The sequence below is a fragment of the Halorubrum tibetense genome (assembly GCF_055396225.1).
The window spans coordinates 1,830,291-1,854,464 of the sequence record NZ_AP043742.1 but is presented as its reverse complement, the minus strand read 5'-3'; the positions used below and the strand labels follow the sequence as shown (position 1 = coordinate 1,854,464).

Sequence of the window (24,174 nt, the reverse complement as noted above, 5' to 3'; positions counted from 1 at the left end):
ACCCGTATGGACCTGTCGGTCGTCGTCCCGACGCTCAACGGCCGGGACCGGTTAGCCGCCTGCCTCGACTCGGTGGCGGCCGGCGCGCCCGACGCGGAGGTGATCGTCGTCAACGGTCCGTCCGCGGACGGCACCACCGGAATGGTTCGTGACCGGGACGACGTCGACGTGCTCGTCGAGATCTCCGACCGCACGGTCAACGTCGCGCGGAACGCCGGGATCGAGGTGGCGACCGGCGACGCCGTCGCGCTCGTGGACTACGACAACCGGATCGCCGACTCGTGGGTCGACGGAGTGCGACGCGGCCTAGCGGAGGCCGACGTGGTAACCGGACCGGCGACGCCGACCGGATCGAACGCGGACGCCGCGGGCAACGAGGCGGGCGACGAAGCGGGGGCCGACCCCGGGATGACGGCTGACGGCGACGAGAGTGGATCGGACGACGAACCCGAACACGGGCCGGAGCGTCGTCGGATCGCGGGCCAGGAGGTGACGTACTTCACGAGCGGTAACGTCGCCTTCCGTCGGGAGACGCTCAGGGACCTCGACGGGTTCGACGAGTACCTCCACATCGGCGGCGCGCGCGACGCGGCCCATCGGTTGGCGCGCATGGATCGCACGGTGGCGTGGGACGGCGCGGTCGCGGTCACGAAGGAGCCGCCGAGCCGGACCGCCGCCGACGGCGGTCACGCCGACCGCGACTGGGGGTGGAAGTACCGGGCGCTCGCGTACCGCCTACTGAAGAACTACGGCGTTCGTCCGACGGTCGTCGCGCGGACGGCCAAACACGCGCTGACCGACGCGTGGGCGACCGCTCGCGACGTAGTTCGCGGCGAGGCGACCCCGTCCGGCTGGGCCGCGAACGGCCGCGACGTGGTGTTCGGGATCGCTAGCGGGAGCTCGGACGGGTTGGTCGCACGGGCCCGCGACAGAAGCCCGGCGCGGAACCCGAACGGCCTCTCGAAGCGCGCCGACCGGGCGGTCGCGAAGTACGACTGGCGGCAGTGATCACCTACTCCAGTAGCCGGTCGACCGTCCTGACGAACCGGTCGACGACGCGGTCGGGAAGCGACGGCGAGACGGCGTCGAGGAGGTCGGCGGTGCGCGTCGGGTCCGCGAGCGAGACCCGCATCGGCTCGTCCGTGGACCGTTCGAGGACGCCGGCCTCCGCGAGGTTCGAGACGTGATACGCGACGGTGCTTCGCGCGAGATCGAGCTCCGTCGCGAGATCGACGGGACGGGTCGGGCCGTTCGCGTGCAGCCGCATCAGGATCGCGCGGGGCGTTTCTCGCCGAAGGTACGCGATCAGCCGTCGCTCCCAGGCGTCGTACCCCGGGGGGAAGTAGTGGGTCCGACCGCCGACGGACTCGGCGACCACCGTTCCGTCACGCGTCAGTCGTCGGAGGTGGTACTGGACCTGTCCGGTCGCCAGATCCAGCTCGCGACCGAGTCGGTTGAAGTGGACGCCGGGGGCGTCGTGGACGTGCCGGCGGATCCGCTCGCGCGTGGCGGCCATGCTCATCGATGAGTTCGCGTCGACGCGGTAAAACCCGTCGGGGATTCCGATCGCGTGGGGAGCGTTCATGTTCCCCGCGGCCCGAGTCACGGACGGTGACAGCAGTGTATTCCAGTATCGCGCCCGTCGTCGCAGCCGCGCTCGCCATTGCGGGGGGGTCCGGCTCGGTCCCGGGGTCCAGCTGGTGGACAGTCGAGGGGTCGACCCCGCTCCTGGCCGTGATCCTCGTCGCGGGGGTCGGCACCGGCGTCCTCTTCGCCGTCAGTCTCGTCGCGTACAGGAGACGCGGCGGGCGACGCTTCCTCCTCGTGAGCGTCGCCATCGGGGCGCTGTGGGCACGATCGATCGTCGGCGCGGGGACGGTCCTGGGATACGTCCCGATGCCGGCGCACCACTACCTCGAACACACGCTCGACTTCGTCATCGCCGGGCTCGTGCTGTACGCGGTGTACGCACACGCCCCCGGCGACGTGTCCGCGCCCGACGACGCCGACCGGTAACGCGTCGACCGCCGCCGCGCCTTTTAATTCCCGGGGTCGCCAACCCCTGACAACGAATGGGACTCACGAAGCGGATCATCCCCTGTATCGACGTCGACCTCGACGACGACGGCGACGCCGCCGTCTACACCGGGGTCAACTTCGAGAACCTGGAGTACACCGGCGACCCCGTCGAGCTGGCGAAGAAGTACAACGCCGCCGGGGCCGACGAGTTCGTCTTCCTCGACATCACCGCGAGCGCGGAGGGACGCGAGACGATGCTCGATGTCGTCAACGCGGTCGCGGACGAGTGTTTCATCCCGCTCACGGTCGGCGGCGGGATCCGGACCAAGGCGGACATCAAGGAGACGCTCCGGGCGGGCGCGGACAAGGTATCGATCACGACGGGAGCGCTCGAACGCCCCGCGCTCATCGAGGAGGGCGCGGCCGCGTTCGGCAGCCAGTGTATCGTCATCTCCGTCGACGCCCGTCGCCGTCACGACGACGAGGGCGAGCACTTCTACGAGGACGCCGACGGCGAGACGGTGTGGTTCGAGTGTACCAAGAAAGGCGGCCGCGAGGGCACCGGGATCGACGCCGTCTCGTGGGCGAAGGAGGCGGAGGAGCGCGGTGCGGGCGAGCTGTTCGTCAACTCCATCGATATGGACGGGACGAAGGACGGGTACGACATCCCCCTGATGAAAGCGATCTGTGACGCGGTCTCGACGCCCGTCATCGCCTCCTCCGGCTGCGGGAGCCCGGAGGACATGTACGAGGTGTTCACCGAGGCGAACGCCGACGCCGGCCTCGCCGCGTCCATCTTCCACTTCGGCGACTACTCCATCGAGGAGACGAAACAGTACCTCGACGACCGGGGCGTCCCGGTTCGGCTGTAGATCTCATTCGACACCGAGTAAATCGGTGGGGGTTTCGAGGACAGCGTCGCGTCGTGCGGGCGAAACCAACACCTATTATCCGATGGGGAATGAACTATCGTGTATGTCCACGTCCCCGACGCGTGTTCACGCGGAGCCGCCGGAGCTCGTCTGTCGCCGGAGTGAGGGGTCCGCGGACGACGAGGTAACCTTCTTCGAGCCCGACCGCGACCCGGACGAGCGGACGACGCGCTGGATCACGGTCCGGGCGGCGGACTGTGTCCCCAGCGACGAGTGGCGCTGAGCCGGTCACAGACTCGAGGGCGGCGGCAGCCGCCTAGTCGTCGGCGGCGACCCGGTCCGTCGGAATATCCGAACGCTCCAGCGACGCCACGGTCGCCAGCCGGATGGCGTGGGGCCAGCCGAGCGGCGTCGCGCTGTCGGGCGTCCCGTCGTCGAAGAACTGTTCGGGGAGGTAGCCGGTCGGCTCACACAGCGAACCGCCGGGCGAGACGTGGCCGAGGAGCTCGCGGGCGCGGTCGGCCATCGCCGTCGCCCGCGGGTCGTCGTGGGCGTCGAGCAGCGCCGCGAGCTCGGCGCAGGCGTTCGCCCCCCACGCGGTCGACACCGTCCATACCTTCTCACCGGGCTGTTCGCCGCGCCGCCAGCCGTCGCCCTCGTAGCGGATCAGGCCGGCGATCGCGTCGGTCTCGTGGGCGAGCCCGTCGACGACCGTCTCGACGTGGGAGACGAGCCGGTCGAGCCGCTCGGCGTCGACCGCGCCGTCGGGGTCGAGCCCGTCGTAAGTCCGGTGGGCGCTCGCGAGCGCCAGCGTCGCGGAGTCGAGCCGGTCGTCGATCGCGCCATCGGGCGTCTCCCGAAGCGCGTAACAGCCGCGTTCGGGGACCCACACGTCGTCGATCGCCTCGTACACTTCCGCAGCGCGCGAGCGGGCGTGGTCGGCGAGATCGGCTCGCCTCTCCGTCGCGCCGCCGTTCGACGCGTCGCCATCCAGCGTCTCGCCATCCATCGCGTCGCTGCCCGCCGGCGACGCCTCCACCCCCGCGCCGTGCCGTGCGAGCGCGGCGTACGCTTCGAGGAACGTCGCGGTGGTGTGTGTGAACCGACCCGCGGAGTCCTCCCACGCGTTCTGACAGACGACCGGCCGGCCGTCGTCCGCGAGCGTCGAGTCGAGGCTGTCGAGGGCGTCGGCGAGCGTCGTCTCCAGTCCCGGCACGTCGATACCCGCTCCCCGGGCGCGGGCGAGGTACGCGATGACGCTACCGGTCTGATCGGCCTGATAGTCCACGTCCGGCCCGTCCTCGATGCGAGCGTTCGCCCAGCCGGGGGCGAGCCCCCCGTTCCGCGGCCAGACGCGGTGGGGCCACGCGCCGTCCGCGCGTTGGGTCTCGACGTACATCCGCGCCGACCGCTCGTGCCAGTCGTCGAGCCCGAGCCCGAGCCGGTGGTCGGACTCTAAGAGGAACGTGGAGATCTCGGCGTCGTCGCGGAACCAGGTGTAGCCGTAGCCGCCGGAGTGCTCGTAGTACGGGTCGAAATCGGGACCCGCGATCCGGAGGCCGGTCTCCGCCGACAGCAACGATAACACGCGGAGGTCGGCGACGACGGACTGCCGCTCGGGCACCGAGTCGGGCACCTCCAGGGTCGTCTTCGCGGCCGCGACCGCCAGCGCCTCCGGCGTGTCGAGCTCGTCGAACAGCGACGCGAGCCGGTCACGTGCCGCCTGGCGGTCGGTCTCCGCGCGGTCGGTCAGGAGCGTTCCGACGGTCGTCTCGCCGTCCTCGAACGGGGCGTCGACGATCACCTCGCCGGAGAGTCGCTCCTCCTCGTAGCGGTCGCCGTCGCGGTCGCGCGGGAGGTCGGTGGGGGCGTCGTCGAGCAGCTCGGGGAACGTCGCCGGCAGCTGGCCGCGCAGCTCGGCGAACCCGGTCGCGCTCGCGAGGAAGTCGTGTTCGTCGGCGTGGTACGCCTCGATGGCGTCGTCGAACCGGAGCTGGCCGACCCGGTCGTCGCGGCCGTCGGGGGCGAACCGCGCGTACACGACGAGCGAGGCGTCGTCGGCGTCGAACGCCGCGTCTTCGGCGGGGTCGATCGTCGCGTGCGTGAGGTGCGCCTCGCCGAGGGCGACGTCGTGGCGACGAACGGTCGCCCGGTCCGTCTCGTGGACGGTCTCGACGACCGTCGTGTCGTCGACGTACCGCTGCTCGGCCGCCGCCTCGTCGAACCACGTCACGTCGCCGTCGACCGCCAGCCCGAACCGGGACCGGACGAGCCCGGTCCGACCGGTGAGCGGGTAGCCGAAGTCCCGGAGCCCCCCGCCGGGGTCGACGTGGACGAGCCGCCCGTCCCCGCCGGTGAACCGTCCCGTCACGGTCCGCCGCTCGCCCGGGAAGAGCCGGCCGTGGCCGGTGGTCCGTTTGTAGTCGTCCAGCGCGTCGCGTAGTTGCATTGGTCGACGGAACGATCCCTCGCAGTATCAATCTTTGGTGTAATCGTCGTTCGTCCTTCTCGAACGGAACGCTCAAGCGGGGTGACGGCGGCGTACGGACATGCACGAACCCGGCCCGCCGCGGACGACGAGCGTCGGCCGATCGGTCGAGCTCGCGCCGCGCGACCCGGACCCGGACGGGACGTACCGGTGGCGGCTCCTCGACGCCCCGGCCGAGAGCGACGCCGAACACGGCGAGGTCGGCGGTGCGACCGCGGATCCCGCCGTCCTCGTCCCGGGCGAAACGACCCGCGATGACGACCCGGTCGTCCACGTCCGTCCGGACGCACCCGGGGAGTACGTCTTCGCGCTCGACGCGCCCGACGGCATCCATCGCCAGCGCGTCCGCGTGTTCCCGGACGAGCGCCGCGAGACGACGATCCGCGTGTCCGCTGCCGACCTGCCGCTTCCGGACGCCGACGTCGACCGCGTGAGCGTGATGTGGCGACACAACGAGCGGCTGCTCGCCCGTGACCGCCCCGAGCGCGAGGGGGGCGAGTGGGTGTTCCGGAGCCGAGTCCCGCCCGGCCGCCACGAGGTGAGCTTCTTGGCGAACGACGACCGCGCGACCGGCCACCGGGTGACTCACGAGGTTCCCGGCCCGGGTCGCCCGCGAGTCTCGCTCGACGCGTCCGTCGAATCGGTCCCGAGCGGGTCGGACGAGTCGGGGAGTAGGGTCCCGGACGGGCCGGACGAGGCGGGAAAAGCGACCCTCGTCGTCGAGGCCGAAGTCGGCGTCCCTCCGGGATCGGGGACGGATCCCGCGACCGTCGACGTCGAGTTCCTCGTCGACGACCGGGACGCGGACCCGGAGACGGTCGCGCGGATCGAGGAGCGCGCGTCAGGCCATCGGCTGGTCGTTCCCCTCGACGAGCTTCCGGACCACGTGACGGGGGGTGCCGTCGACACCGAACCCGCGACCGACGCCGACGGCATTCGGATCCACGCGGTCCCCCACGCCGAGCGACACGGCGCGGCGGCGACGGTTCGAGTCGAGCGAGTCCGCGAACGGGACGCGGACGCCGCGACCAAGGCGAGGGCCGACGCCGCGGACGGGACGACAACAGGGGGCGGCGGCCTCACGGTCACCGACCCGCACGCCCGTCCCGCGTGGGCGGACGCCGCGACGATCTACGAGGTGTACGTCCGGTCGTTCGCGGGCGACACGCTGCCGACAACGTTCGCCGAGATCGAGCGCCGGATCCCGTACGTCGAGAGTCTCGGGGTCGACGTCCTCTGGTTGACGCCGGTGTTGGCCTCGCCGACCGAGCACGGCTACCACGTCACCGACTACACCGACACCGCCGCCGACCTCGGCTCGCGGGCCGCGTTCGAGTCGCTGGTCGCGGCGTGTCACGACGCCGGGATCCGCGTCGTCTTCGACCTCGTCATCAACCACACCTCGCGGGACCACCCCGCCTTTCAGCTACACGCCGCGGGCGTGCCGGCCTACCGCGACCACTACCGGCGGGCCGACGCCGCCTTCGACGTCACCGACATCGAGTGGGCGGCGCTCGATTCCGGCGACATGCCCGAGTACTACTTCAACTGGGGGCGGATCCCCAACCTGAACTTCGACTCACCGGCGGTCCGCTCCTGGCTGCTCGATATCGTCGACGACTGGGCGGGCGTCGTCGACGGGTTCCGCGCGGACGTCGCCTGGGGGATCCCTCACGGGTTCTGGAAGGAGGTGGCCGACCGCGTCCCCGAGGACCTGCTGTTGCTCGACGAGACGCTGCCGCACGACCCGTTCTACGGCGAGGGGGAGTTCCATCTCCACTACGACACCTCGCTGTACGGGGCGCTCCGGCGGATCGGCGCGGGGGACGCGCCCGCCAGCGCGGTCGCCGACGCGCTCGACCGGGGCGCGTGGCTCGGGTTCGACGACCCCGGCGCGCAGATGCGCTACGTCGAGAACCACGACGAGCCGCGGTACCTCGCCGAGTACGGCGAGGCGGCCGCCCGCGCGGCCGTGGCGGTGACGTTCACCCTTCCCGGGTCCCCGATGGTGTACGCGGGCGGGGAGCGAGGGAACGAGACGACCCGCGGCCCGTTCCGGTGGCACGACGGCGACAACGCGCTCACCGAGTTCCACCGAGCGCTCTCGCGGCTGCGCGACGCCCACCCACCCCTTCGGGCCGACGGTGTCGACTTCGGCGGGGAGGCCACCGCCGTCACGGTGACCGCGGGCGACCCCGACAGAGTGGTCGCCTACGAACGACACCCCGGAAACGACGGCGGTGACGCGCCGAGGGACGCCGACAGCGGCGTCCCGGCCGGCGACACGGACGGCCCGGAACGGCTCCTCGTCGTGGTCAACTTCGCCGACGACCCCGCGACGGTCACGGTCCCCGAGGGGGTCGAACGCGACCTGTTCGTGGCGGAGCGTGGCGAGGGAGACGACCGCGTGGACGGCACCGTCGTCGTCGACACCCTCGCGGTGCTCGTGTGAGTCGCCGGCGGACCCCTCGTGTCACCGTGTCGCTGCCGATGCCGCCGACGCCGGCCGGCACCGACCCTTATAAGTGACCGCCTCACCCTTCTCCGGGACATGGACGATCGGACGCTTTCGGACCTCCTCCGTCGGTTCGGGCTCTCCGACAAGGAGATCGACACGTACCTCACGCTGCTCGAACACGGCGAGGCGAAAGCCAGCACGGTCGCCGACGCCGCCGGCGTCTCGAAGCGCTACGTCTACAGCGTGAGCGAGTCGCTCGCGGACCGAGGGTTCGTCGAGGTCCACGACCACGTCGTGCCGACGACGATCCGCGCTAACCCGCCCGACGAGGTGATAGACCGGCTCCGCTCCGACGTGGACTCGATACGACCCGCCCTCGAAGAGCGGTTCTCCCGCGTCGAACGCGAGACCGAGCAGTTCGAGGTCGTCAAATCCCGCGTCACCGTCATCAAGCGGATCCGGTCGCTGGTCGACGACGCCGAGTCCGAGCTCACGCTTTCGATCCCTGCGAAACGCCTCCCGGAGATCCGCGATTCGCTCGTCGCGGCGGTTGAGCGCGGCGTCCTCGTGTTGCTCGTCGTCTCCGACGTCGATGAGCCGCCGGACGTGGACGGCGTCGCCAGCGTGGTTCGGACGTGGAGCGAGGCGATGCCGACGCTCCTCACCGTCGACTCCGACGTGGGCGTCATCGCGCCGCCGGAGCTATTGCGGCGGTCCGACTCCGACCGACAGGCGATCGTCTTCGCACAGGAGCAGCTCGCCCCCGTGATCGTCGGGTCCTTCCTCGGGAACTACTGGCCCGCGGCCGCCGAGGTCGCCACCGTCGAACCCGCCGCGCTGCCCGTGGAGTACGAGAACTTCAGACAGACCGTGTTTCAGGCGACAGTACACCTACGCAGCGGGACGACGCTCACCGCGACGGTCGCCGGAAGATCGACCGCGGACGAGACGGAGACCGAGGTCACCGGCCGCGTCGTCGGCGTCAAACAGGGGATGGTGGAGCCGACGAACAACGAGTTCCCGGTGCAACACTCGCTGGCGATCGAGACGGCGGACGGGACCGTCACCGTCGGCGGGAAAGGCGCGTTCGTCGAGGACATCGAGGCGGACCTCGTCCGGCTCGACGCGGAGTGACCGGCGGTCGATCCCCGTGACCGGCGGTCGATCCCCCGTGATCGGGCGGGCGACCGGCGCGACCCGCGTTACGCCTCAACCCGGCCTACTCCGCAGCCCGCTCGTCGCGGATCGCGCGGATCACGTCTTGGCGGGCGATGAGCCCCACCAGCGTCCCGTCGTCGTCGACGACCGGCAGTCGGTTGATGTCGGGGTCATCGCCGGAGAGCAGCGTCAGGATCTCGTCGATCCCCGTGTCGGGGCCGACGGTGGCCGCGTCGGCCGTCATCACGTCCGACACCGGCCGGTCCGCGTTGCGCACGAGGTCGACGCCGAGGTCGAGGTCCGCCCACGGCGGCTTCACCTGATACGTGAGCGTGTCGACGAACGGCGGGAGCCCGATCGGGATCCACAGCGTCTCCTCAGCCGGTTCGAACAGGTCCACGAGGTCGGACTCGGCGACGATCCCGACCACCCGGTCCGCCTCGTCGACGACCGGGAACCCCGAGAAGGAGTGTCGAGCGAACAGCCGAAACACGTCGGAGATCTCGTCGTCGGGGGAGACCGTCTTCACGTCGGTGATCATCAGGTCGCGTGCGTACATACGTCGCCCATCGCCGCCCCCGATGGTAGTCGTTGCGGCCCACTCGTCCTGACGCGAGCCGTTTCGGCCCACTCGTCCTGACGCGAGCCGTTGCGGCCCGCGCCCACCGGGCTCTGGCCGACACGATTTATATAGCTCAGGCCGAGGATCGACCGTGTCCGATCCCACCGCTCATCACGTCGGCGTCACCGTTTCCGATCTCGACCGCGCGGTCGACTTTTATACTAACGCGTTCGGGTTCGAGGTCGTTACCGAGTTCTCCGTCGGCGGCGAGGCGTTCGCGGCGGCCGTCGACGTCGACGGCGCGACCGCCGAGTTCGCTCACCTCGACGCCGGCGACACCGTTCTCGAACTCGTCGAGTACGACCCGGCAGGGCCGTCGACGGCGGCCCCCGAGTTGAACGGGACGGGAACCGTCCACGTCGGGCTCGCCGTCGACGACGTGGAAGCCTGTTATACTGACCTCGACGACGCCGTCGAGACGCTGAGCCCGCCCCGGACGACCGACACCGGGACCACCGTCCTGTTCTGCCGGGACCCCGACGGCAACCTGATCGAGCTGCTGGACGGCTGAGGCCGAACTGGAGAGGGAGAATACACCCAGGCTCGGTTGCTCCCCGCGCCGCCGCGTTCAGGCGTTCATCTGGCGACTCACGTGGAGCGCGACCGGGAGGCTCGCGGCGACCAGTCCGTACACGCCCCCGTTGACATCCTCCCCGCCCTAAAGGGCGAGGATTCCCGAGCGTTGGGATATTAGGGTTCGCAACCCACCTGTTCGCTCGGTGCGAAACGCCCCGAGGTTTGATTGAACAGATAGGCTACTGGCCGTGCCAAACGACCGTTACTCATATCCCCCGTTGGGGGATTCTGAGTTATCTTTCTGCGAATGTTCACCGCACCATTCACGTCTGCGTTCATCGTTGCACCCCACGATTCACAGACGTACAACCCACGCTCCACACGGCTCGCCTCACGCTTCCGACCACAACACGAACACGTCTTGCTCGTGTCCCGCTCGCTCTTTCGGTCAACGAGGATACCGTGTTCCTCAGCCTTGTATTCAAGCAACGTGGTGAAACGGTCGAACTCCCATCCGTGGAGTTTCTTATTCCCGCACTTACCCCAGTTCCGCGAGTCACCGTTCTCCTCTTCTCGAATCTTGCTCAAGTCGCCAACAGCCATGCGACCGACCGCGTGGTCAATGCACTGCTCAACGATGTGTTTGGCGAGGGCGTGCAGGAAGTGGTCTTTCCGACGCGAGAGTTTCTGTCGGGCGCGGAGCGCACGGCGTGACGGGCCGTTCTCGCCTTCGGTGTCGTACTCGTCGCGGGTGAAGTAGTGCTTGTCCTGTTTCAGTACGTTCCCCGGATACAACTCCGCATCACCGTCGTCGTAGGCGATAGCGAGGTAGTTCTTGATACCGAGATCGATTCCAGCCGTGTTGTCGCCGGGTGCGTCCTCGACGGGAATTTCGACCTTACAGACGAGGTGCAGTTCCCAGCGGTCGCCGTCCCACACTGCTCGCACTTGCTGGATGTTCTCCACGGTTACGTCCGGTCGTGTTTCGTACTCTGTGAGGATGAAGTCTGAGCGGTGGTTCTTCAGGTTGAAGCCCTTGCTCAGGCGGAGTTTGTTGTGCTTGGAGTCGTGTTTGATGCCGTTCTGCTTCCACGTCACGGTGGAACGCGGGTGTTTGTCGCCTCGCTTTCGGTATCCGGGTGGATTCGCGTCGGTGTCGCCATTCTTGCGCTTTTTGAACCAACCGTTGAACGACTCAGCGAGTTCTTCGAGAACGCGCTGACTTGACTGAGAATGTAGGTCACTGTATCGTTCGTGGTCTTTTAGTTCGCGCTTGAGGTCGGCTTCGGACGGAATCTCTCCCGTGTCATCCCATTCTTGCTGGGAGTGATAGCGGGCGACGTTCCACAGTTTGGATGCTGAGTACCCGCAATCACCGAGGTCGTCACTCACCTGTTGGTGGTTGACGATTTTCGCTCGATAGGTGCGGGTTGTCTCCAGCATCGTACTGTGTCCATAAGTACTTATAGAATATTTCTATTAAATACAGTGGTTGAGCGTAGAATATCCGGCAGTGCCATCGGCGGTGGGTTGTGTAGGAATTGTCGGCTGTATCCCCGCCCTTCAGGGCGGGGTTTTAGCCTTGTAACTTCGATAATCGGGTCGACGCCGAACGACGGGCCGAGGAGATAGCCGACGGCGAACCCGATCGGGTCGAGAACGAGCGCGAGGACGAGGACCTGTCGTTCGATAGGCAACGAGTCGAACCAGCGGCGGGGAGACGTCATGGGATGACCGCTGATCCGGACCGGGCGGTTATAACTGTGGACGGACGCGCCGAGTCGGAGTAGGTCCGTATAAACGCGGACGGACGCGCCCGGTCACACCGGCGCGAAGCGTCACTTCACCGTCGTTCCCGGACCGGCGTCCCCGTACGTGGTCAACAGGTCCGCCTCCTCGCCGGCGGCCAACACCATCCCGTTCGACTCGACGCCGAACAGCTCCGCCTTCTCCATGTTGGCGAGCACGATCACCTTCGTGTCCGGCAGATCCGCGACGTCGTGGAGCTGTTTGAGCCCCGCGACGATCGTCCGGGTTTCCGCGCCGAGGTCGACCCGGAGCCGCAGGAGGTCGTCAGCGCCCTCGATCCCCTCGGCGGACTCGATCCGTCCGACCCGAAGGTCGAGATGCTGAAACTCCTCGAAACTGATGCGGTCGTCGCTGAGCGGTTCGATGTCGTCAGGCACGGTGTCGTCGTTCATGTCGTCGTCAACGTCGGCAGTGACGTCGTCCGCATCGGCCGATCCCGTCTCGTCGTCTTCGTCGCTCGGTTCCTCTTCGTCGTCCTCCGCCGCGGCGACGCGCGATTCGAGCTTCTCGTTCAGCGCTTCGACGCGGTCGTCTTCGACCTTCTCGAACAGCTCGGTCGGCTCCGCGAGGTCCCCCGCGGGCTCCTCACGGGCGACGTCGACGGTGGCGTCGTGAACCGACCCGGCCTCGCCGAGTTGATCCCACAGCCGTTCGCATTTCTCCGGGGCGATCGGCTCGAACAGGACCGCGATCGCCTTCGCGATCGCGACGCAGTCGTGGATGACCTGTGCGGCCTCGTCGGGCTCCTCGTCGACGAGCTTCCACGGCTCGTTCCGCTGGATGTACTCGTTACCGAACCGTGCCAGGTCCGTGACCGCGTCGCCGAGCGCCCGGATCGAGTAGTCGTTGACGGCGGCCTCGACGTCCGCGACCGCCTCGTCGATCCGCGCCGCGACCTCCTCGCCCGTCGCGTCGGCGATCGGTGCGTCCTCGTAGTTGCGGTGGGCGAACAGCAGCGAGCGGTACAGGAAGTTGCCGACGGTTCCCACCAGCTCGGTGTTCACGCGGTCGCGGAACTTCTCCCACGAGAAGTCGACGTCCTGCTGGAACCCGCCGTTCGTCGCGAGGTAGTAGCGCAGCGGGTCCGGATGGAACCCCTCGTCGAGGTACTCGTCCGCCCAGACGGCGCGGTCGCGGCTGGTCGAGAACCCCTTGCCCCCGAGGGTGACGAAGCCGCTCGCCATCACCGCGCGGGGCTCCGTGTGCCCCGTCGCCGTCAACATCGCCGGCCAGAATATCGTGTGGTGCTGGATGATGTCGCGGCCGATCACGTGAACGATCTCCCCGCCGTCGGGGTGCTCCTCGGTCGTGCCGTCCGCACCGGCCTTCCAGGCAGCCTCCCAGTCGAAGGTCTCCGCACCGACGCGTTCCGTGTACTGTTTCGTCGACGAGATGTACTCGATCGGCGCGTCGACCCAGACGTACAAGACGAGGTCCGCTTCGGCGGTTTCACCGCCTTCGCGAGACGACTCCGTCGCCTCGCCATCGGGATAGTCGATCCCCCAGTCCAGATCGCGGGTGATACACCAGTCTTGGAGCCCCTGCTCGATCCACTCGCGGGGCTGGTTCCGGGCGTTCGAGGTCCCCTCCAGCCGGTCGAGAAAGTCGGAGAGGTACGCCGAGAACTCGGAGACCGCGAAGAACTTGTGGGTCCGCTCGCGGTACTCGGCGGGGTTGCCGGACACCGTCGACACCGGGTCCTCGACCTCGCCGGGTTCGAGGTGCCGCTGACACCCCTCGTCGCACTCGTCGCCGCGGGCGTGTTCGCCGCAGTACGGACAGGTGCCCTCGACGTAGCGGTCGGGGAGGTACTGATCGTCGACGGGGTCGTACGCGACCATGATCTCCTTCTCGTAGACGTGGCCCGCCGCCTCGAGGTCGCGGACGAGCTGCTGGGTCAGCTCCGTGTTCGTCTCGTCGTGCGTGTGACCGTAGTTATCGAACTCGACGTTGAACTTCGGGAACGTCTCGGCGTACTGCTCGTGCCAATCGAGCGCGAACGTCTCGGGCGAAACACCCGCCTGATCGGCGTTGACCGCGACGGGCGTCCCGTGCATATCGGAACCGGAGACGAACGCCGTCTCTTGGCCGAGTCGTTCGAGCGCGCGGCTGTACACGTCGCCGCCGACGTACGTGCGGAGGTGCCCGATGTGGAGATCGCCGTTGGCGTACGGCAGTCCACAGGTCACCACCGCCGGGTCGGCCGTGGGGAAGTCGTCGTGGCTCATGTAGTGTGTGTATGTCGTGTGTCGGTCGATCGGGCCTAAAGCCCGCTGGTTCGGATCCGGGCGTTCGGTGCCGGCCACGAACGGACCGGCGGGTAGCGGGAGGCGACGGGCTTCACCGAGCGTCGACGCCGATCGTGTTACCGACCGTCGCCGCCGCGGACGGGTCCACCCGACGCGAGAAGAGTCGCATACGCATACGGCGGTCGCCGCGTCCCGAGCGCGTCACGGTCGGACAACGGGGCGGGCAGTTATAATTCCTGTTCACTATCGTCGGTGTCCCGCGGCGATCCGTCCTCGGTCCCGCTCGTCGGGGTCGTTCCCGGACCGCCCCCGGGACCGCCGATCAGGTGCCGGATGGCGTCCTTGCTCGCCTCGAACCGTTCTTCGAGCTCCCCCTTGCGCTCGTCGAGCGCCGCGATCCGGTCGTCCAGTTCGGCGATCCGCTCGTCGAGCGCCGCCCGAGCCGAGGCGGCGTCGGTCTCGACTCGGAGGTCGCCGACCCGACGATAGACGGTGTCCGACCCCTCGGCGTCGTCGAGCGCCTCCCGGGCCGCCCGGGCGTCCGCCCGCCGCTCCTCGATCCGGTCCGTTCGTGTGACGACCGACTCGGCCTCCGCCTGCAGCGCCCGCATCTCCTGGTACTTCTCCTGGGCCGCCGGCGGCAGGTGGTCCTGCATAGACGCGGATCCACGCCCCGCACGCAAATAGCCTGCCCTGCCCTACCCCGCCTCGGCCCGCCGTCCGACCCCGTCTCACACGATATCCCGGACGATCCGGGCGGCCTCCGGCGCGCTCGGCGCGAGCACGTACACGATCGGCTCGATCCCGACCGCGCCGGTCTGATAAAGGACGAGCGCCTCGGTCCCGTCGGACGCGGCGAGGTCCGCGGCCGCGACCGCGTCCCGGACGGCCTCGCGAGTCGATCGCTCCGGATCGAACTCGATCGTCGGGAACGACGCTTCCAGCTGGTCGAGAAGCGCCGGATCGTATCGGAGGTTGACCGCGCCGCGGGCGGTCGAACCACCCTCACGGGCCGCGAGCAGCACGGTCGCGACGTGCTCGCTGACGCCGAACTCGGGCTCGCCGGGCACCATCGCCTGGCCCTTCACGTCGACGAGGCGACCCGGGACGGCGGCCACGTCGTCGACGGAGCTCGCGTCGGCGAGACACTCGGCGACGTTCGCGCCGACGTTCGGGATGAGCCCGGCGAACCCCGAGGCGTTCGTCAGTGTCCGGAGTCCACGCCGGACCGACGCGAGGACGCTCTCGCGCTCTCTGAGTCCGCTGTCGGGGTCGTGAACCGAGAACTCCACGTCAGCCGCGGACAGCGCCGGCATCGCCTCCTCGTGGAGGTCCGCGAGCAGGTCGCCCTCCTCCAGCTGGCGTATCAACACCTCGATCTCGACCACCGCCGCGACCGGGCTCATGTCGCCGGCGGCGAGCCCCTCACCGACGCGCTCGACCAGATCGCTCACACGCTGGTCGGCGACCACGCGCTCGTTGCGGGCGACCTCGCCGTGGGCGTACTTCGAGACCGCCGACTGGGAGATCCCGAGCGCGTCCGCGACCTCGTGTTGTGTGAACCCCCGGTCACGGAGGTCCTCGGCAAGCATCGAGCGCACGGTGGGGAGGAACTCCTCGACGACGACCTCCTCGATGAACCTCATTTGCGGTCACCCGTGAACTCCGGGTCGTCGCCGATACGCGACGCCTGCGGGCCGTCCTGATCCTGGTACTTCGACCCGCGCTCCGCGCCGTACGGCCTGTCGGCGGGTGACGTGAGCTCGGTGAAGGTGAGCTGTGAGACACGCATCCCCGGCGAGAGCGCGACGGGTGCCGTGCCGAGGTTCGACAGCTCCAGGGTGATCTGGCCGTGGTACCCCGGGTCGCACAGCCCCGCAGTGTTCGATAGGAACACCCCTCCTGTTCCGCCGAGGAAGTTCTCTATCGCGTCGTCGTTCGGCTGGACTTCGAGGTCGTACGTCGGTTCGACACGGTCCGTCTCCTCGACCGCGACGACTTCCTCGAATCGAACCTCCTCGCGAAGGATCTGGTCGAGACGCCGTGTGTCGGCCCCGTGTTCGTGATAGACGTCCCGGAACGTTCGGAGCGTCTCTCGTTTGACGGTCTCGTACTCCTCGTTCTCGACGTTGGAGACGCTCGATTTCGACGAGTATCCCATCGCGTCCGCGGCCTCGCTCATTGTCAACTCTGCCGCATTTCGCAGTTTCCGAAGCAGCGCGCTCGGAACGGGAACGTACTGACCCCGTTTGTAGGGGGCCGTCGCGGTGTCTACGGCGTGTTCAGTTCCGCTCGTCGTGACATCGCTCGTCGGGATGTACGTCTCGTGCTCTCTGGAGTAGGTCGAACTGTGCAGGCCGAGCCGAGCGGCCAGATACATCGCACCGTCGGCGAGTGAACCGTTCGCCGTGTATAGCGTATCCCGCGACTCTCGACGGCAGCCATCGCCGTCGAGGAGTCCCTCGTGGAGCTCACGGAGGACCTCGGTCGGCCAGTTCCACGCTCGATCTGGGATGTCCTTTTCGCTCCCCGACCCGGCGAGTTCACGGATGATCTTCGACCACAGCGCGGAACACACGGTGAGTCGTTCGACCCCGTTGTCACCCTCCCGTCGATGAACGCTCGCGTCGTGCGTCTCGAACCACGCGTGAACTCGATCGAGATACGCCGTGTTTTTGTTACCGAACTGGACTTGTTTCCGGCGGGCCGAACCTTCCGCGATATAGAACCCGAGGACCCAACCGAACTCCGAGGTTATATCGAGGGTACGAGACAGTCTGTACGAACTCTGCTTGAACGCCACGTCCGCCTCCGCCGGGGCCCTCGCGCTGGAGACACACGAGAGCGGTGCCGCGTTTCGCGAATCGTAGTGACGACGTGATGGATCCGGCACGTCGGCTGTCCACTCGACGTCCGGCATCCCGTCGGACGCGTACGCGATGATCTCCTTGTCACCCTCCAACAGCGTAAGCAGGTCGAGGGTCGATTCTTCCGACGGGGACGCGGGAAGGGTTCCGGGAACCATCACGTGGGACCCCTCCGCGTTCTCGCTGGCTACTCGCGTCACGCCGCCGTCCGCATCGAGTGTGAACAGGTTGTGGTCTCTCGTCACCAGCACCTCTCGACCGGACGCGAGCGTGACACGGTAGATCCGTTTAGTCGGGTTCGTGATGTGATCCGTAACCCGGTGTGTGCTCACTTTCAACGTTTTCGGGTCGAACGCGACCGCTCGTGCCGGTCGTTCGTTCTCGACGATATCGCCGATCTCGTAGAACCCGAACCCCTCCTCGGGCGTCCACAGAAAAACTGTCTCGTCGGAGGGCAACGACGCGTGTACCACGATCGCAAGCCGCCCGAGCGACGAGCGTCCCTCGACGTGGGCGACGAGGTCGTCGGGGATCTCGACGCGCTCCGTCGTCGTGCCGAGCACGAAGTCGCCGGGGTGGAGAATGAACTCGTCGCCCGCCGCCACCGTCGTCTCCGTGACGTACTCGCCCACCTCGTCGGCCTCGGTCGGGTGGATACAGGGGATGTTCGTCCGCTGGAACTCCAGGAACCGCTCGCCGAGGCGGAGGTCGACGCTCGCCGGCTGGACCTGCTGGTCGACGTCCGCGAGCGGTTCGATGACGAGATCCCCGGCCGCGAGGCGGTCGAGGATGTCGGCGTCCGACAGGATCATGCACGGACAGGGGGCGGCCGCCACCTAAAGGGTCCCGGAACAGCACCGGCGAACCGACAGCGACGGGGCCGCACTCCCACCGAGAGAACAGAGATATACCCGCGGCGGGGATCGAGCTCGTATGAAACAGGCGATCGTCGCCCGCCGCGACCTCGGGATGGGCGAGGGGAAGCTGGCCGCACAGGTGGCACACGCGTCGCTGTCGGCGTACGAGGACACCGGCCGCCGGGCGCGCAAGAAGTGGAAGGGGGCGGGACAGAAGAAGATCGTCCTCGGCGCGGACTCCGAGAGCGAGCTGTTCGCGCTCGCCGACAAGGCGGAGACGGAGGGCGTCCCGTACGCCGTGATCCGCGACGCCGGTCACACCGAGCTGGAGCCGGGGACGGTCACCGCGCTCGCGGTCGGTCCGGCCCGTGAGGAGACTATCGACCGGATCACCGGCGAGCTCCCCCTATACTGAATGTCCGACGACCCGCCACATCGGGCTGCCCACCCGGTCGAGCGCGCGGTCGGCATCGACCACTACGTGAGCGACGCCGACGGGATCGGCGGGCGCCTCCGCGAGCGGCCGGCGGACTTTCGCGTCACCGAGCTGGAGGCGTTCGACCCGGAGCCGCTCGGGGCCGACCGCGGGGCGTACCCCGAGCTCGTGGTCAGGGTCACGCTCCGGAACTGGGACACGAACGACTTCGCGAAACGGGTCTCCGACGCGTTGGGTATCAGTCGCGAGCGCGTCTCGTGGGCCGGGACGAAGGACAAACGGGCCGTGACGACCCAGCTGTTTACCCTCCGGAACGTCGACCCGGACGAGCTCCCCGAGATACGCGGTGTCGAGATCGAGCCGCTGGGACGGGCTGGACGCGGGCTTTCCTTCGGCGACCTCGCCGGCAACGCCTTCGAGATCCGCGTCGCCGACGCGGTCCCGGACGCCCCCGAACGTGCCGCACGCGTCACCCGTGACCTCGTCGAGTTCGCCGGCGGAGACGTCGACGCGGGCGGCCTCGAGCTGGGTTCGCTCGCCGGGAGCGACGGCGCGATCACCGACGCGACCGTCGGCGTCCCGAACTACTTCGGACAGCAGCGGTTCGGGAGCGTCCGGCCGGTCACCCACCGCGTCGGGCTGGCGGTCGTCCGCGGCGACGTTCGGGAGGCCGTCCGACTGTACGCGGGCAACCCCTCGGCGGCCGAGCCGACCGACACGCAGTCCGGCCGCGATCGAGTCGACGCGGCGTTCGGCGTGACCGCGACCGGGGAGCCGGTCGCCGACGGGACGGGTGACGGTGACTGGGCGGCCTGTCTCGACGCGCTCCCCCGAAAGCTGCGGTTCGAACGGTCGATGGTCTCGCGGCTCGCCGAAGCGGGAGTGGACCCCGCCGCTCCGCCCGAGGACGAGGCGTGGCGGACGGCGCTGGAGGCGGTGCCCTCGAACCTCCAGCGGCTGTTCGTCAACGCCGCACAGTCCGTGCTGTTCAACCGGATCCTGAGCGAGCGGCTCCGGCGTGGCCTGCCCTTCGACCGGCCCGTCGCCGGCGACGTCGCGTGTTTCGCCGACCGCGACGCGCCGGACGGGCTGTACGCGCCGGACGTCGACCGGCTCCAGCGGGTGTCGGCCGACCGGGTGTCGATCGTGGCGCGTCATTGCGCGCGCGGACGAGCGTTCGTCACCGCCCCGCTGGTCGGCACCGACACCGAGCTCGCCGCGGGGGAGCCGGGCGAGATCGAACGTTCGGTCCTCGACGAGGCGGGGATCGACCCCACAGACTTCGACCTCCCGGGCGAGTTCGACTCGAGCGGGACCAGGCGGGCGGTGCTGTTGCGGACCGACCTCGATATCCGCGTCGACGACGGCGACCCCCGATTCGCGTTCGCGCTCCCCAGCGGGTCGTACGCGACCGTCCTGCTTCGAGAGTTCACGAAGACGGACCCGCTCGCGGAGTGAGCGAGGAAGCAAATAGATCCACAAAACTGGATCATCAGGTCTCGAACGAGCACGAAACCGTCACGACCCTGCGTGATTTCGAGGTGTTTTTGTGCGGGTGTCGCGAATCGCGGGCATGACACGGATCGTCGTTCTCGACCTCCACGGTCAGTTCACGCACCTCGAGCGGCGCGCGCTCCGCGACATGGGCGTCGATACGGAGATCATCGACGCCGAGACGCCGCCCACCGAAGTCGACGCCGACGGCGTCGTGCTCTCGGGCGGTCCCGACATGGACCGGATCGGTAGAGCGCGCGAGTACATCGCCTCGGACGTCCCGGTGTTCGGGATCTGTCTCGGGATGCAGGTCATCGCCGACGAGTGCGGCGGTCGCGTCGGGTCGGGCGAGTACGGCGGATACGCCGACGTAGACGTGGAGATCGTCGACGACGCGGACCCGCTCGTCGGCTCGCTCGCGCCGGAAACCCGCGTCTGGGCCTCCCACGCCGACGAGGTGAAGGAAGTGCCAGAGGGGTTCGATCACACCGCGACCTCCGACGTCTGTGGGATCGAGGCGATGTCGAACGTCGAGAGCGGGCTGTACGGCGTCCAGTGGCACCCGGAAGTGGCCCACACCGAACGCGGCGAGGAAGTGTTCGAGAACTTCGTCGCCATCTGTGAGTCGGACTGAGACGACACGATTCCTCGTCGGCAGCGGTCGATACGCTCGTTGTCCGGGGTCTCCCGGAAGCGCCCCCTCGCCTCGCCGATCACCAGTTTCGCCGATCACCAGCCCCGCCGCTCACCGTGGTCGATACCGAGGTCGACCCGAACGTCGGGCCGACCGCCCGCGCCGCTTACTCCCCGAACAGCTCGTCGACCGCATCGCCCGCGGCCTCGGTCGCCGCCTCGGCGACGGCCTCCGGGTCGGGGTCGTCCGGGGCGTTCAGGTACACGTCCACGTCGAGGAGCCCGTCCTCGAAGGTGACCGTCACGTCGAGGTCGGTCACCGCTGATTGGTCGTAGTGTTCGAAGACGACGCCCTCGGCCGCCGCCGCCGCGGTCCGCACGACTTCTTCGTCGCTCGGACCGGCGTCGTCCGTCGAGTCACCCATCGTCGCTTACGCGCCGCCGGCGCCCGGGCCGCCGGGACCCATCGGGCCGCCGCCCGCGCCGCCCTGTAGCATCTGCTGGAGCTCGCTCTGCAGCTCCTCGAACTGCTCCTGGACGCGCTCCTCCTGCTTCTCGAGCTGCTCGGTTCGGACCTCGAGCGACTCGACCTTGTTCTCGAGGTCGTCGTAGGCGGACTCGTAGTCCGTCTCGACGAGGACCTCACCGATCTCGCGGTACATCCCCGCGTCCTCGTCGACGTCCTCGAGCGCATCGAGCGCCGTCTTCGACTCGTTGAGCGCGGTCTTGGCCTGCTCCTTCTGCTCGGCGACCTGCTGTGCGGTCTCCTGCAGCTCCTGCAGCTCCTCGATCTTCTCCTGTGCCTCGGGCGGCATGTTCCCTTGCATGGTCGGACCGACGCGGCCCGGAGGGAAAAACCCCCGATTTCTCTTTCGTGCGGGGATCGGACGCGAATCCGGGGGGAGACGGCCGGTAGTGCTACTATCGGCGACGTCGCCACTGCCAGGGAGCCACAGGAAGTCGGCGATGTCCCTAGCCGGTCATCCGCGAATCATGGTCATCCACGAATCATAGCCATCCGCGAACCACGGCCATCCGCGAATCATAGCCATCCGCGAACCACGGCCATCCGCGAATCAGGGTCGCTCACGCGTCACGTCCTCGGCGACCGCGACGAGCCGAGACCAGCTCCGGATCCCGGCTCGAAGCGCCACGAGGTCGTCCGCGACGATCCGCACTCGGACGACGTCGTCGCGGTCGGTTCCTCGGTCGACCGTCGCCGCCGACCGCGACTCGTCGAGGTCCCCGACCTCGGGGGCGAGTGCGCCCGCGATGTGACGTGCCCGCCGATCGGTGGCATATCGGAACGAGAGGACGGCCTCGTGGTCGCGGTCCGCGACCGGTTCCGTCCGCTCCTTGTCGGTCGGGGAGGGGTCAGTGGAGGAGTCGTCGATCATCGAGCCGTCGATATCGGAGCAGTCAGCCGTCGAACCGTCGGCAGAGATGCGGTCGGGCGTCGAACGATCGGCTGTGACACGATCGGTCACGACGCGGGGTTGGTGAGACGTTATTCGACGTCGACTTCCTTGATCCCGCCGCCGCGCTCCTTCAGGAGGACGCGGTGGCCACAGTAGGGACAGCGCACGCCGCCGTACTCGTCGAGGGTCACGTCGCGCTTACAGCGGGAGCACTTGTAACTCATTATTCCTCGTCGGCGAGCGCGGCGCGGATAGAGCGGCGAACCGTGCGGCCGCCGGGGGTCTCCGGCCGGTACGCCCCGCCGGTGAACGTCTCGCCGGTCTCCTCGTTCACCCAGATCCCGGTGCCGACGCGCTTGACGTCGTCGCCGTCGACGGTCGCGTTGCGCATCTCCGCTTCGATGTCCTTGACTCGTTTCCGAGCGACGCGACCGTAGCGTGCGCCGAATCGGCCCGCGCTCCCGGTGCTTCGTGCCTTGTCCTCAGCCATAGTGGAGGTGAATACCGGCAGCGCGAATAAAAAGGCTACGAGTCGCACCCGTCCTGGGGGCCGGTCGTGGCGACTGTCACGACCGCTGCTCGTCGTTCCGAGACCGCTGCTCGTCATCCCGTGACCGCTACTGGTCATCCCGCGGAGAGTTCCAGCCCGTCACGGTCTCGCAACCGATATCGGCGATCCACCCACGCCGACACCCCCGACCACAAGCGTTTTTATTAGTTAGTATTATAACTAAGTTGTATGCTCGACTTCGACGGCTTCAGCGACGTGGACGAATCGGCGGTGACCCGGGCGATCGGCCGGGAGTGGACGGACGGGTTCATGGAGTTCTCGGACACCGAGGTGATCGTGATCGGGGGCGGCCCGTCGGGGCTGATGGCGGCGAGAGAGCTCGCCGAACGGGGTGTAGACGTGATGGTCGTCGAGAAGAACAACTACCTCGGCGGAGGGTTCTGGCTCGGCGGGTTCCTCATGAACACGGTGACGGTTCGAGACCCCGCCCAGTCGGTCCTCGATGACCTTGCCGTCCCGTACGATGCGGTCGAGGAGACGGACGGGCTGTACACCGCCGCCGGGCCGCAGGCCTGTTCGGGGCTGATCAAGGCGGCGTGTGACGCGGGCGCACGTATCCAGAACATGACGGAGTTCACCGACATCGTCGTCCGTGAGGACCACCGTGTCGGCGGGATCGTGATGAACTGGACGCCCGTCCACGCGCTCCCGCGAGAGATCACCTGCGTCGACCCCATCGCCGTGGAGGCCGACCTCGTGATCGACGCGACCGGCCACGACGCGGTCGCCGTGACGAAGCTGGCCGAGCGAGGAGCGCTCGACGCGCCGGGGATCCGACAAGCCGGCGAACAGGACCTGGGTATGGACGCGACGAGCGACGACGAGTACGGCGCGCCCGGCCACGACTCCCCCGGCCACGACTCGATGTGGGTCGCCGAGAGCGAGGACGCCGTCGTCGAGCACACCGGCCTCGTGCACGAGGGATTGGTCGCGACCGGCATGGCGGTCGCAACCGCGCACGGTCTCCCGCGGATGGGCCCGACGTTCGGCGCGATGCTCGTCTCGGGCAAGCGCGCCGCGCAGGTCGCCCTCGACGAGCTCGGCGTCGACGCCCCGTCCGTCTCGCTCTCGACGGCAACGCCGACGGCACCGGCGGACGACTGACCTGGCCGATAAGGGGCGTTTCCGGCGGATCAACGGCGAGTCCGGCGGATCGACGACGCCCTTTTATATGGTGCTCGCGGATGCGAGCACATGTACTGGCGGGGACACGTGGGGCTCGGCCTGCTCGCGTACGCGCCGTTCGCGGCGTTCGCGCTCGGTGCCGGCGAGCCCGACCTCGCGCTCGTCGGCGGGGTGCTCGCGGCCGCGCTCGCGACGCTCCCCGACGTCGACCAGCTGCTCCCGATCCCTCATCGCGGCCCGACCCACACCCTCGCGTTCACCGTCGTCGTGGGCGTCGTCGCCGGGGGCGGTGCCGCGCTCGTGAACGCGACCGCCGTCGCGTCGTCGCCCGAGTGGACCCCGCTTTTCGTCGGGGGTGTCGCGACCGCGTCCCTCTGGTCGCACCTCGCCGGCGACGTGATAACGCCGATGGGGATCCGGCCGTTTCGCCCGCTCTCCGGGGCACACTTCACTCTCGATCTGACGCCCGCAAAGAACCCGCGGGTGAACGTCCTCTTCCTCTCGGTCGGCGTACTCGCGTTGTCGACCGCGGTCATGCTCTCGATCTAAGCGGGCTCACCCTCCGTAGTCGTCACGTCGAAC

General features: G+C 68.5%; 26 protein-coding genes and 3 pseudogenes. 12 read left to right on the top strand and 17 right to left on the bottom strand.

Going from position 1 to position 24,174, the window contains the following annotated elements; translation table 11 throughout:
- The first annotated feature begins 6 nt into the window (after positions 1-6).
- On the top strand, positions 7-1,008 hold the full coding sequence (locus tag ACZ5TV_RS09375) for a glycosyltransferase (protein WP_464383745.1): 1,002 nt from the start codon (positions 7-9) through the stop codon (positions 1,006-1,008).
- 4 nt (positions 1,009-1,012) lie between these two features.
- On the opposite strand, the gene ACZ5TV_RS09370 is transcribed toward ACZ5TV_RS09375, so the two are convergent.
- Complete coding sequence (locus tag ACZ5TV_RS09370) at positions 1,013-1,516, bottom strand: winged helix-turn-helix transcriptional regulator (protein WP_379783286.1); 504 nt, start codon at positions 1,514-1,516, stop codon at positions 1,013-1,015.
- A 146-nt stretch (positions 1,517-1,662) separates the two neighbouring features.
- Between ACZ5TV_RS09370 and ACZ5TV_RS09365 the strand changes: the two genes are divergently transcribed.
- From ACZ5TV_RS09365 to ACZ5TV_RS09355, 3 genes are all read left to right on the top strand, one after another.
- The gene (locus ACZ5TV_RS09365) at positions 1,663-2,016 is read left to right on the top strand and encodes a DUF7471 family protein (RefSeq protein WP_379783288.1); all 354 of its coding nucleotides are present in this window, start codon (positions 1,663-1,665) and stop codon (positions 2,014-2,016) included.
- A 56-nt stretch (positions 2,017-2,072) separates the two neighbouring features.
- Positions 2,073-2,891 (top strand): imidazole glycerol phosphate synthase subunit HisF, encoded by an 819-nt coding sequence (gene hisF / locus ACZ5TV_RS09360; protein WP_379783282.1) that lies wholly within the window; start codon positions 2,073-2,075, stop codon positions 2,889-2,891.
- A 103-nt stretch (positions 2,892-2,994) separates the two neighbouring features.
- Positions 2,995-3,174 (top strand): DUF7511 domain-containing protein, encoded by a 180-nt coding sequence (locus tag ACZ5TV_RS09355; RefSeq protein ID WP_379783284.1) that lies wholly within the window; start codon positions 2,995-2,997, stop codon positions 3,172-3,174.
- Between the two features lie 33 nt (positions 3,175-3,207).
- On the opposite strand, the gene ACZ5TV_RS09350 is transcribed toward ACZ5TV_RS09355, so the two are convergent.
- Positions 3,208-5,340 (bottom strand): DUF7997 domain-containing protein, encoded by a 2,133-nt coding sequence (locus ACZ5TV_RS09350; protein WP_464383744.1) that lies wholly within the window; start codon positions 5,338-5,340, stop codon positions 3,208-3,210.
- Positions 5,341-5,440: 100 nt separating this feature from the next.
- Here ACZ5TV_RS09350 and ACZ5TV_RS09345 point away from each other — a divergent pair, with 100 nt between their 5' ends.
- The gene (locus ACZ5TV_RS09345) at positions 5,441-7,831 is read left to right on the top strand and encodes an alpha-amylase family glycosyl hydrolase (RefSeq protein WP_464383743.1); all 2,391 of its coding nucleotides are present in this window, start codon (positions 5,441-5,443) and stop codon (positions 7,829-7,831) included.
- Between the two features lie 99 nt (positions 7,832-7,930).
- Positions 7,931-8,971 carry a TrmB family transcriptional regulator gene (locus tag ACZ5TV_RS09340; protein ID WP_379783194.1) on the top strand — a complete coding sequence of 347 codons (1,041 nt, stop codon included), beginning with the start codon at positions 7,931-7,933 and terminating at the stop codon, positions 8,969-8,971.
- 85 nt (positions 8,972-9,056) lie between these two features.
- On the opposite strand, the gene ACZ5TV_RS09335 is transcribed toward ACZ5TV_RS09340, so the two are convergent.
- The gene (locus ACZ5TV_RS09335; RefSeq protein ID WP_379783192.1) at positions 9,057-9,554 is read right to left on the bottom strand and encodes a CBS domain-containing protein; all 498 of its coding nucleotides are present in this window, start codon (positions 9,552-9,554) and stop codon (positions 9,057-9,059) included.
- A gap of 154 nt (positions 9,555-9,708) precedes the next feature.
- Here ACZ5TV_RS09335 and ACZ5TV_RS09330 point away from each other — a divergent pair, with 154 nt between their 5' ends.
- Positions 9,709-10,128 carry a VOC family protein gene (locus tag ACZ5TV_RS09330; protein ID WP_379783190.1) on the top strand — a complete coding sequence of 140 codons (420 nt, stop codon included), beginning with the start codon at positions 9,709-9,711 and terminating at the stop codon, positions 10,126-10,128.
- 57 nt (positions 10,129-10,185) lie between these two features.
- On the opposite strand, the gene ACZ5TV_RS09325 is transcribed toward ACZ5TV_RS09330, so the two are convergent.
- The 9 genes and pseudogenes from ACZ5TV_RS09325 to dcd form a co-directional block, all read right to left on the bottom strand.
- Entirely contained in the window at positions 10,186-10,251 is a 66-nt protein-coding gene (locus tag ACZ5TV_RS09325; protein WP_464384339.1) for a hypothetical protein, read from the bottom strand.
- A 56-nt stretch (positions 10,252-10,307) separates the two neighbouring features.
- The gene (locus ACZ5TV_RS09320; RefSeq protein ID WP_379783719.1) at positions 10,308-11,576 is read right to left on the bottom strand and encodes an RNA-guided endonuclease InsQ/TnpB family protein; all 1,269 of its coding nucleotides are present in this window, start codon (positions 11,574-11,576) and stop codon (positions 10,308-10,310) included.
- A 20-nt stretch (positions 11,577-11,596) separates the two neighbouring features.
- Complete coding sequence (locus tag ACZ5TV_RS09315) at positions 11,597-11,860, bottom strand: DUF8141 family membrane protein (RefSeq protein WP_464383742.1); 264 nt, start codon at positions 11,858-11,860, stop codon at positions 11,597-11,599.
- 111 nt (positions 11,861-11,971) lie between these two features.
- Positions 11,972-14,170 (bottom strand): methionine--tRNA ligase, encoded by a 2,199-nt coding sequence (gene metG, locus ACZ5TV_RS09310; protein WP_379782821.1) that lies wholly within the window; start codon positions 14,168-14,170, stop codon positions 11,972-11,974.
- Between the two features lie 248 nt (positions 14,171-14,418).
- Positions 14,419-14,847: a prefoldin subunit gene (locus tag ACZ5TV_RS09305; RefSeq protein WP_379782819.1), complete on the bottom strand. Its 429-nt coding sequence runs from the start codon at positions 14,845-14,847 to the stop codon at positions 14,419-14,421.
- 75 nt (positions 14,848-14,922) lie between these two features.
- On the bottom strand, positions 14,923-15,837 hold the full coding sequence (locus ACZ5TV_RS09300; protein ID WP_464383741.1) for a thiamine-phosphate synthase family protein: 915 nt from the start codon (positions 15,835-15,837) through the stop codon (positions 14,923-14,925).
- Positions 15,834-16,076, bottom strand: a pseudogene (locus ACZ5TV_RS09295) (dCTP deaminase); the annotation flags it as partial. The pseudogene ACZ5TV_RS09295 and the gene ACZ5TV_RS09300, both read right to left, overlap by 4 nt.
- Positions 16,077-16,160: 84 nt before the next feature.
- Positions 16,161-17,531: pseudogene (locus ACZ5TV_RS09290) on the bottom strand (LAGLIDADG family homing endonuclease); the annotation flags it as partial.
- Positions 17,517-17,870 (bottom strand): annotated as a pseudogene (gene dcd, locus ACZ5TV_RS09285) (dCTP deaminase); the annotation flags it as partial. The pseudogenes dcd and ACZ5TV_RS09290, both read right to left, overlap by 15 nt.
- Positions 17,871-17,991: 121 nt before the next feature.
- Here dcd and pth2 point away from each other — a divergent pair.
- From pth2 to ACZ5TV_RS09270, 3 genes are all read left to right on the top strand, one after another.
- A complete protein-coding gene (pth2, locus tag ACZ5TV_RS09280; RefSeq protein WP_379782805.1) occupies positions 17,992-18,330 on the top strand; it encodes a peptidyl-tRNA hydrolase Pth2 in 339 nt (112 codons plus the stop codon).
- A complete protein-coding gene (gene truD, locus ACZ5TV_RS09275) occupies positions 18,331-19,809 on the top strand; it encodes a tRNA pseudouridine(13) synthase TruD (RefSeq protein WP_464383740.1) in 1,479 nt (492 codons plus the stop codon).
- A gap of 115 nt (positions 19,810-19,924) precedes the next feature.
- A complete protein-coding gene (locus tag ACZ5TV_RS09270) occupies positions 19,925-20,479 on the top strand; it encodes a GMP synthase subunit A (RefSeq protein WP_379783727.1) in 555 nt (184 codons plus the stop codon).
- Positions 20,480-20,645: 166 nt separating this feature from the next.
- Here the strand turns inward: ACZ5TV_RS09270 and ACZ5TV_RS09265 are convergent, their stop codons facing one another.
- The 5 genes from ACZ5TV_RS09265 to ACZ5TV_RS09245 form a co-directional block, all read right to left on the bottom strand.
- Positions 20,646-20,903: a DUF3194 domain-containing protein gene (locus ACZ5TV_RS09265; RefSeq protein ID WP_379783729.1), complete on the bottom strand. Its 258-nt coding sequence runs from the start codon at positions 20,901-20,903 to the stop codon at positions 20,646-20,648.
- 6 nt (positions 20,904-20,909) lie between these two features.
- Positions 20,910-21,293 carry a prefoldin subunit beta gene (locus ACZ5TV_RS09260; protein ID WP_464384338.1) on the bottom strand — a complete coding sequence of 128 codons (384 nt, stop codon included), beginning with the start codon at positions 21,291-21,293 and terminating at the stop codon, positions 20,910-20,912.
- A 261-nt stretch (positions 21,294-21,554) separates the two neighbouring features.
- Entirely contained in the window at positions 21,555-21,875 is a 321-nt protein-coding gene (locus ACZ5TV_RS09255) for a KEOPS complex subunit Pcc1 (protein WP_379783258.1), read from the bottom strand.
- 110 nt (positions 21,876-21,985) lie between these two features.
- Entirely contained in the window at positions 21,986-22,120 is a 135-nt protein-coding gene (locus ACZ5TV_RS09250) for a DNA-directed RNA polymerase subunit P (RefSeq protein ID WP_006114270.1), read from the bottom strand.
- Entirely contained in the window at positions 22,120-22,386 is a 267-nt protein-coding gene (locus ACZ5TV_RS09245) for an eL43 family ribosomal protein (protein WP_122105282.1), read from the bottom strand. The genes ACZ5TV_RS09250 and ACZ5TV_RS09245 overlap by 1 nt, the downstream gene beginning before the upstream one ends.
- Before the next feature lie 249 nt (positions 22,387-22,635).
- Between ACZ5TV_RS09245 and ACZ5TV_RS09240 the strand changes: the two genes are divergently transcribed.
- Together ACZ5TV_RS09240 and ACZ5TV_RS09235 are read left to right on the top strand one after the other, a co-directional pair.
- Entirely contained in the window at positions 22,636-23,571 is a 936-nt protein-coding gene (locus tag ACZ5TV_RS09240; RefSeq protein ID WP_464383739.1) for an FAD-dependent oxidoreductase, read from the top strand.
- Positions 23,572-23,661: 90 nt separating this feature from the next.
- Complete coding sequence (locus tag ACZ5TV_RS09235; protein WP_464383738.1) at positions 23,662-24,141, top strand: metal-dependent hydrolase; 480 nt, start codon at positions 23,662-23,664, stop codon at positions 24,139-24,141.
- Positions 24,142-24,174: the final 33 nt, after the last annotated feature.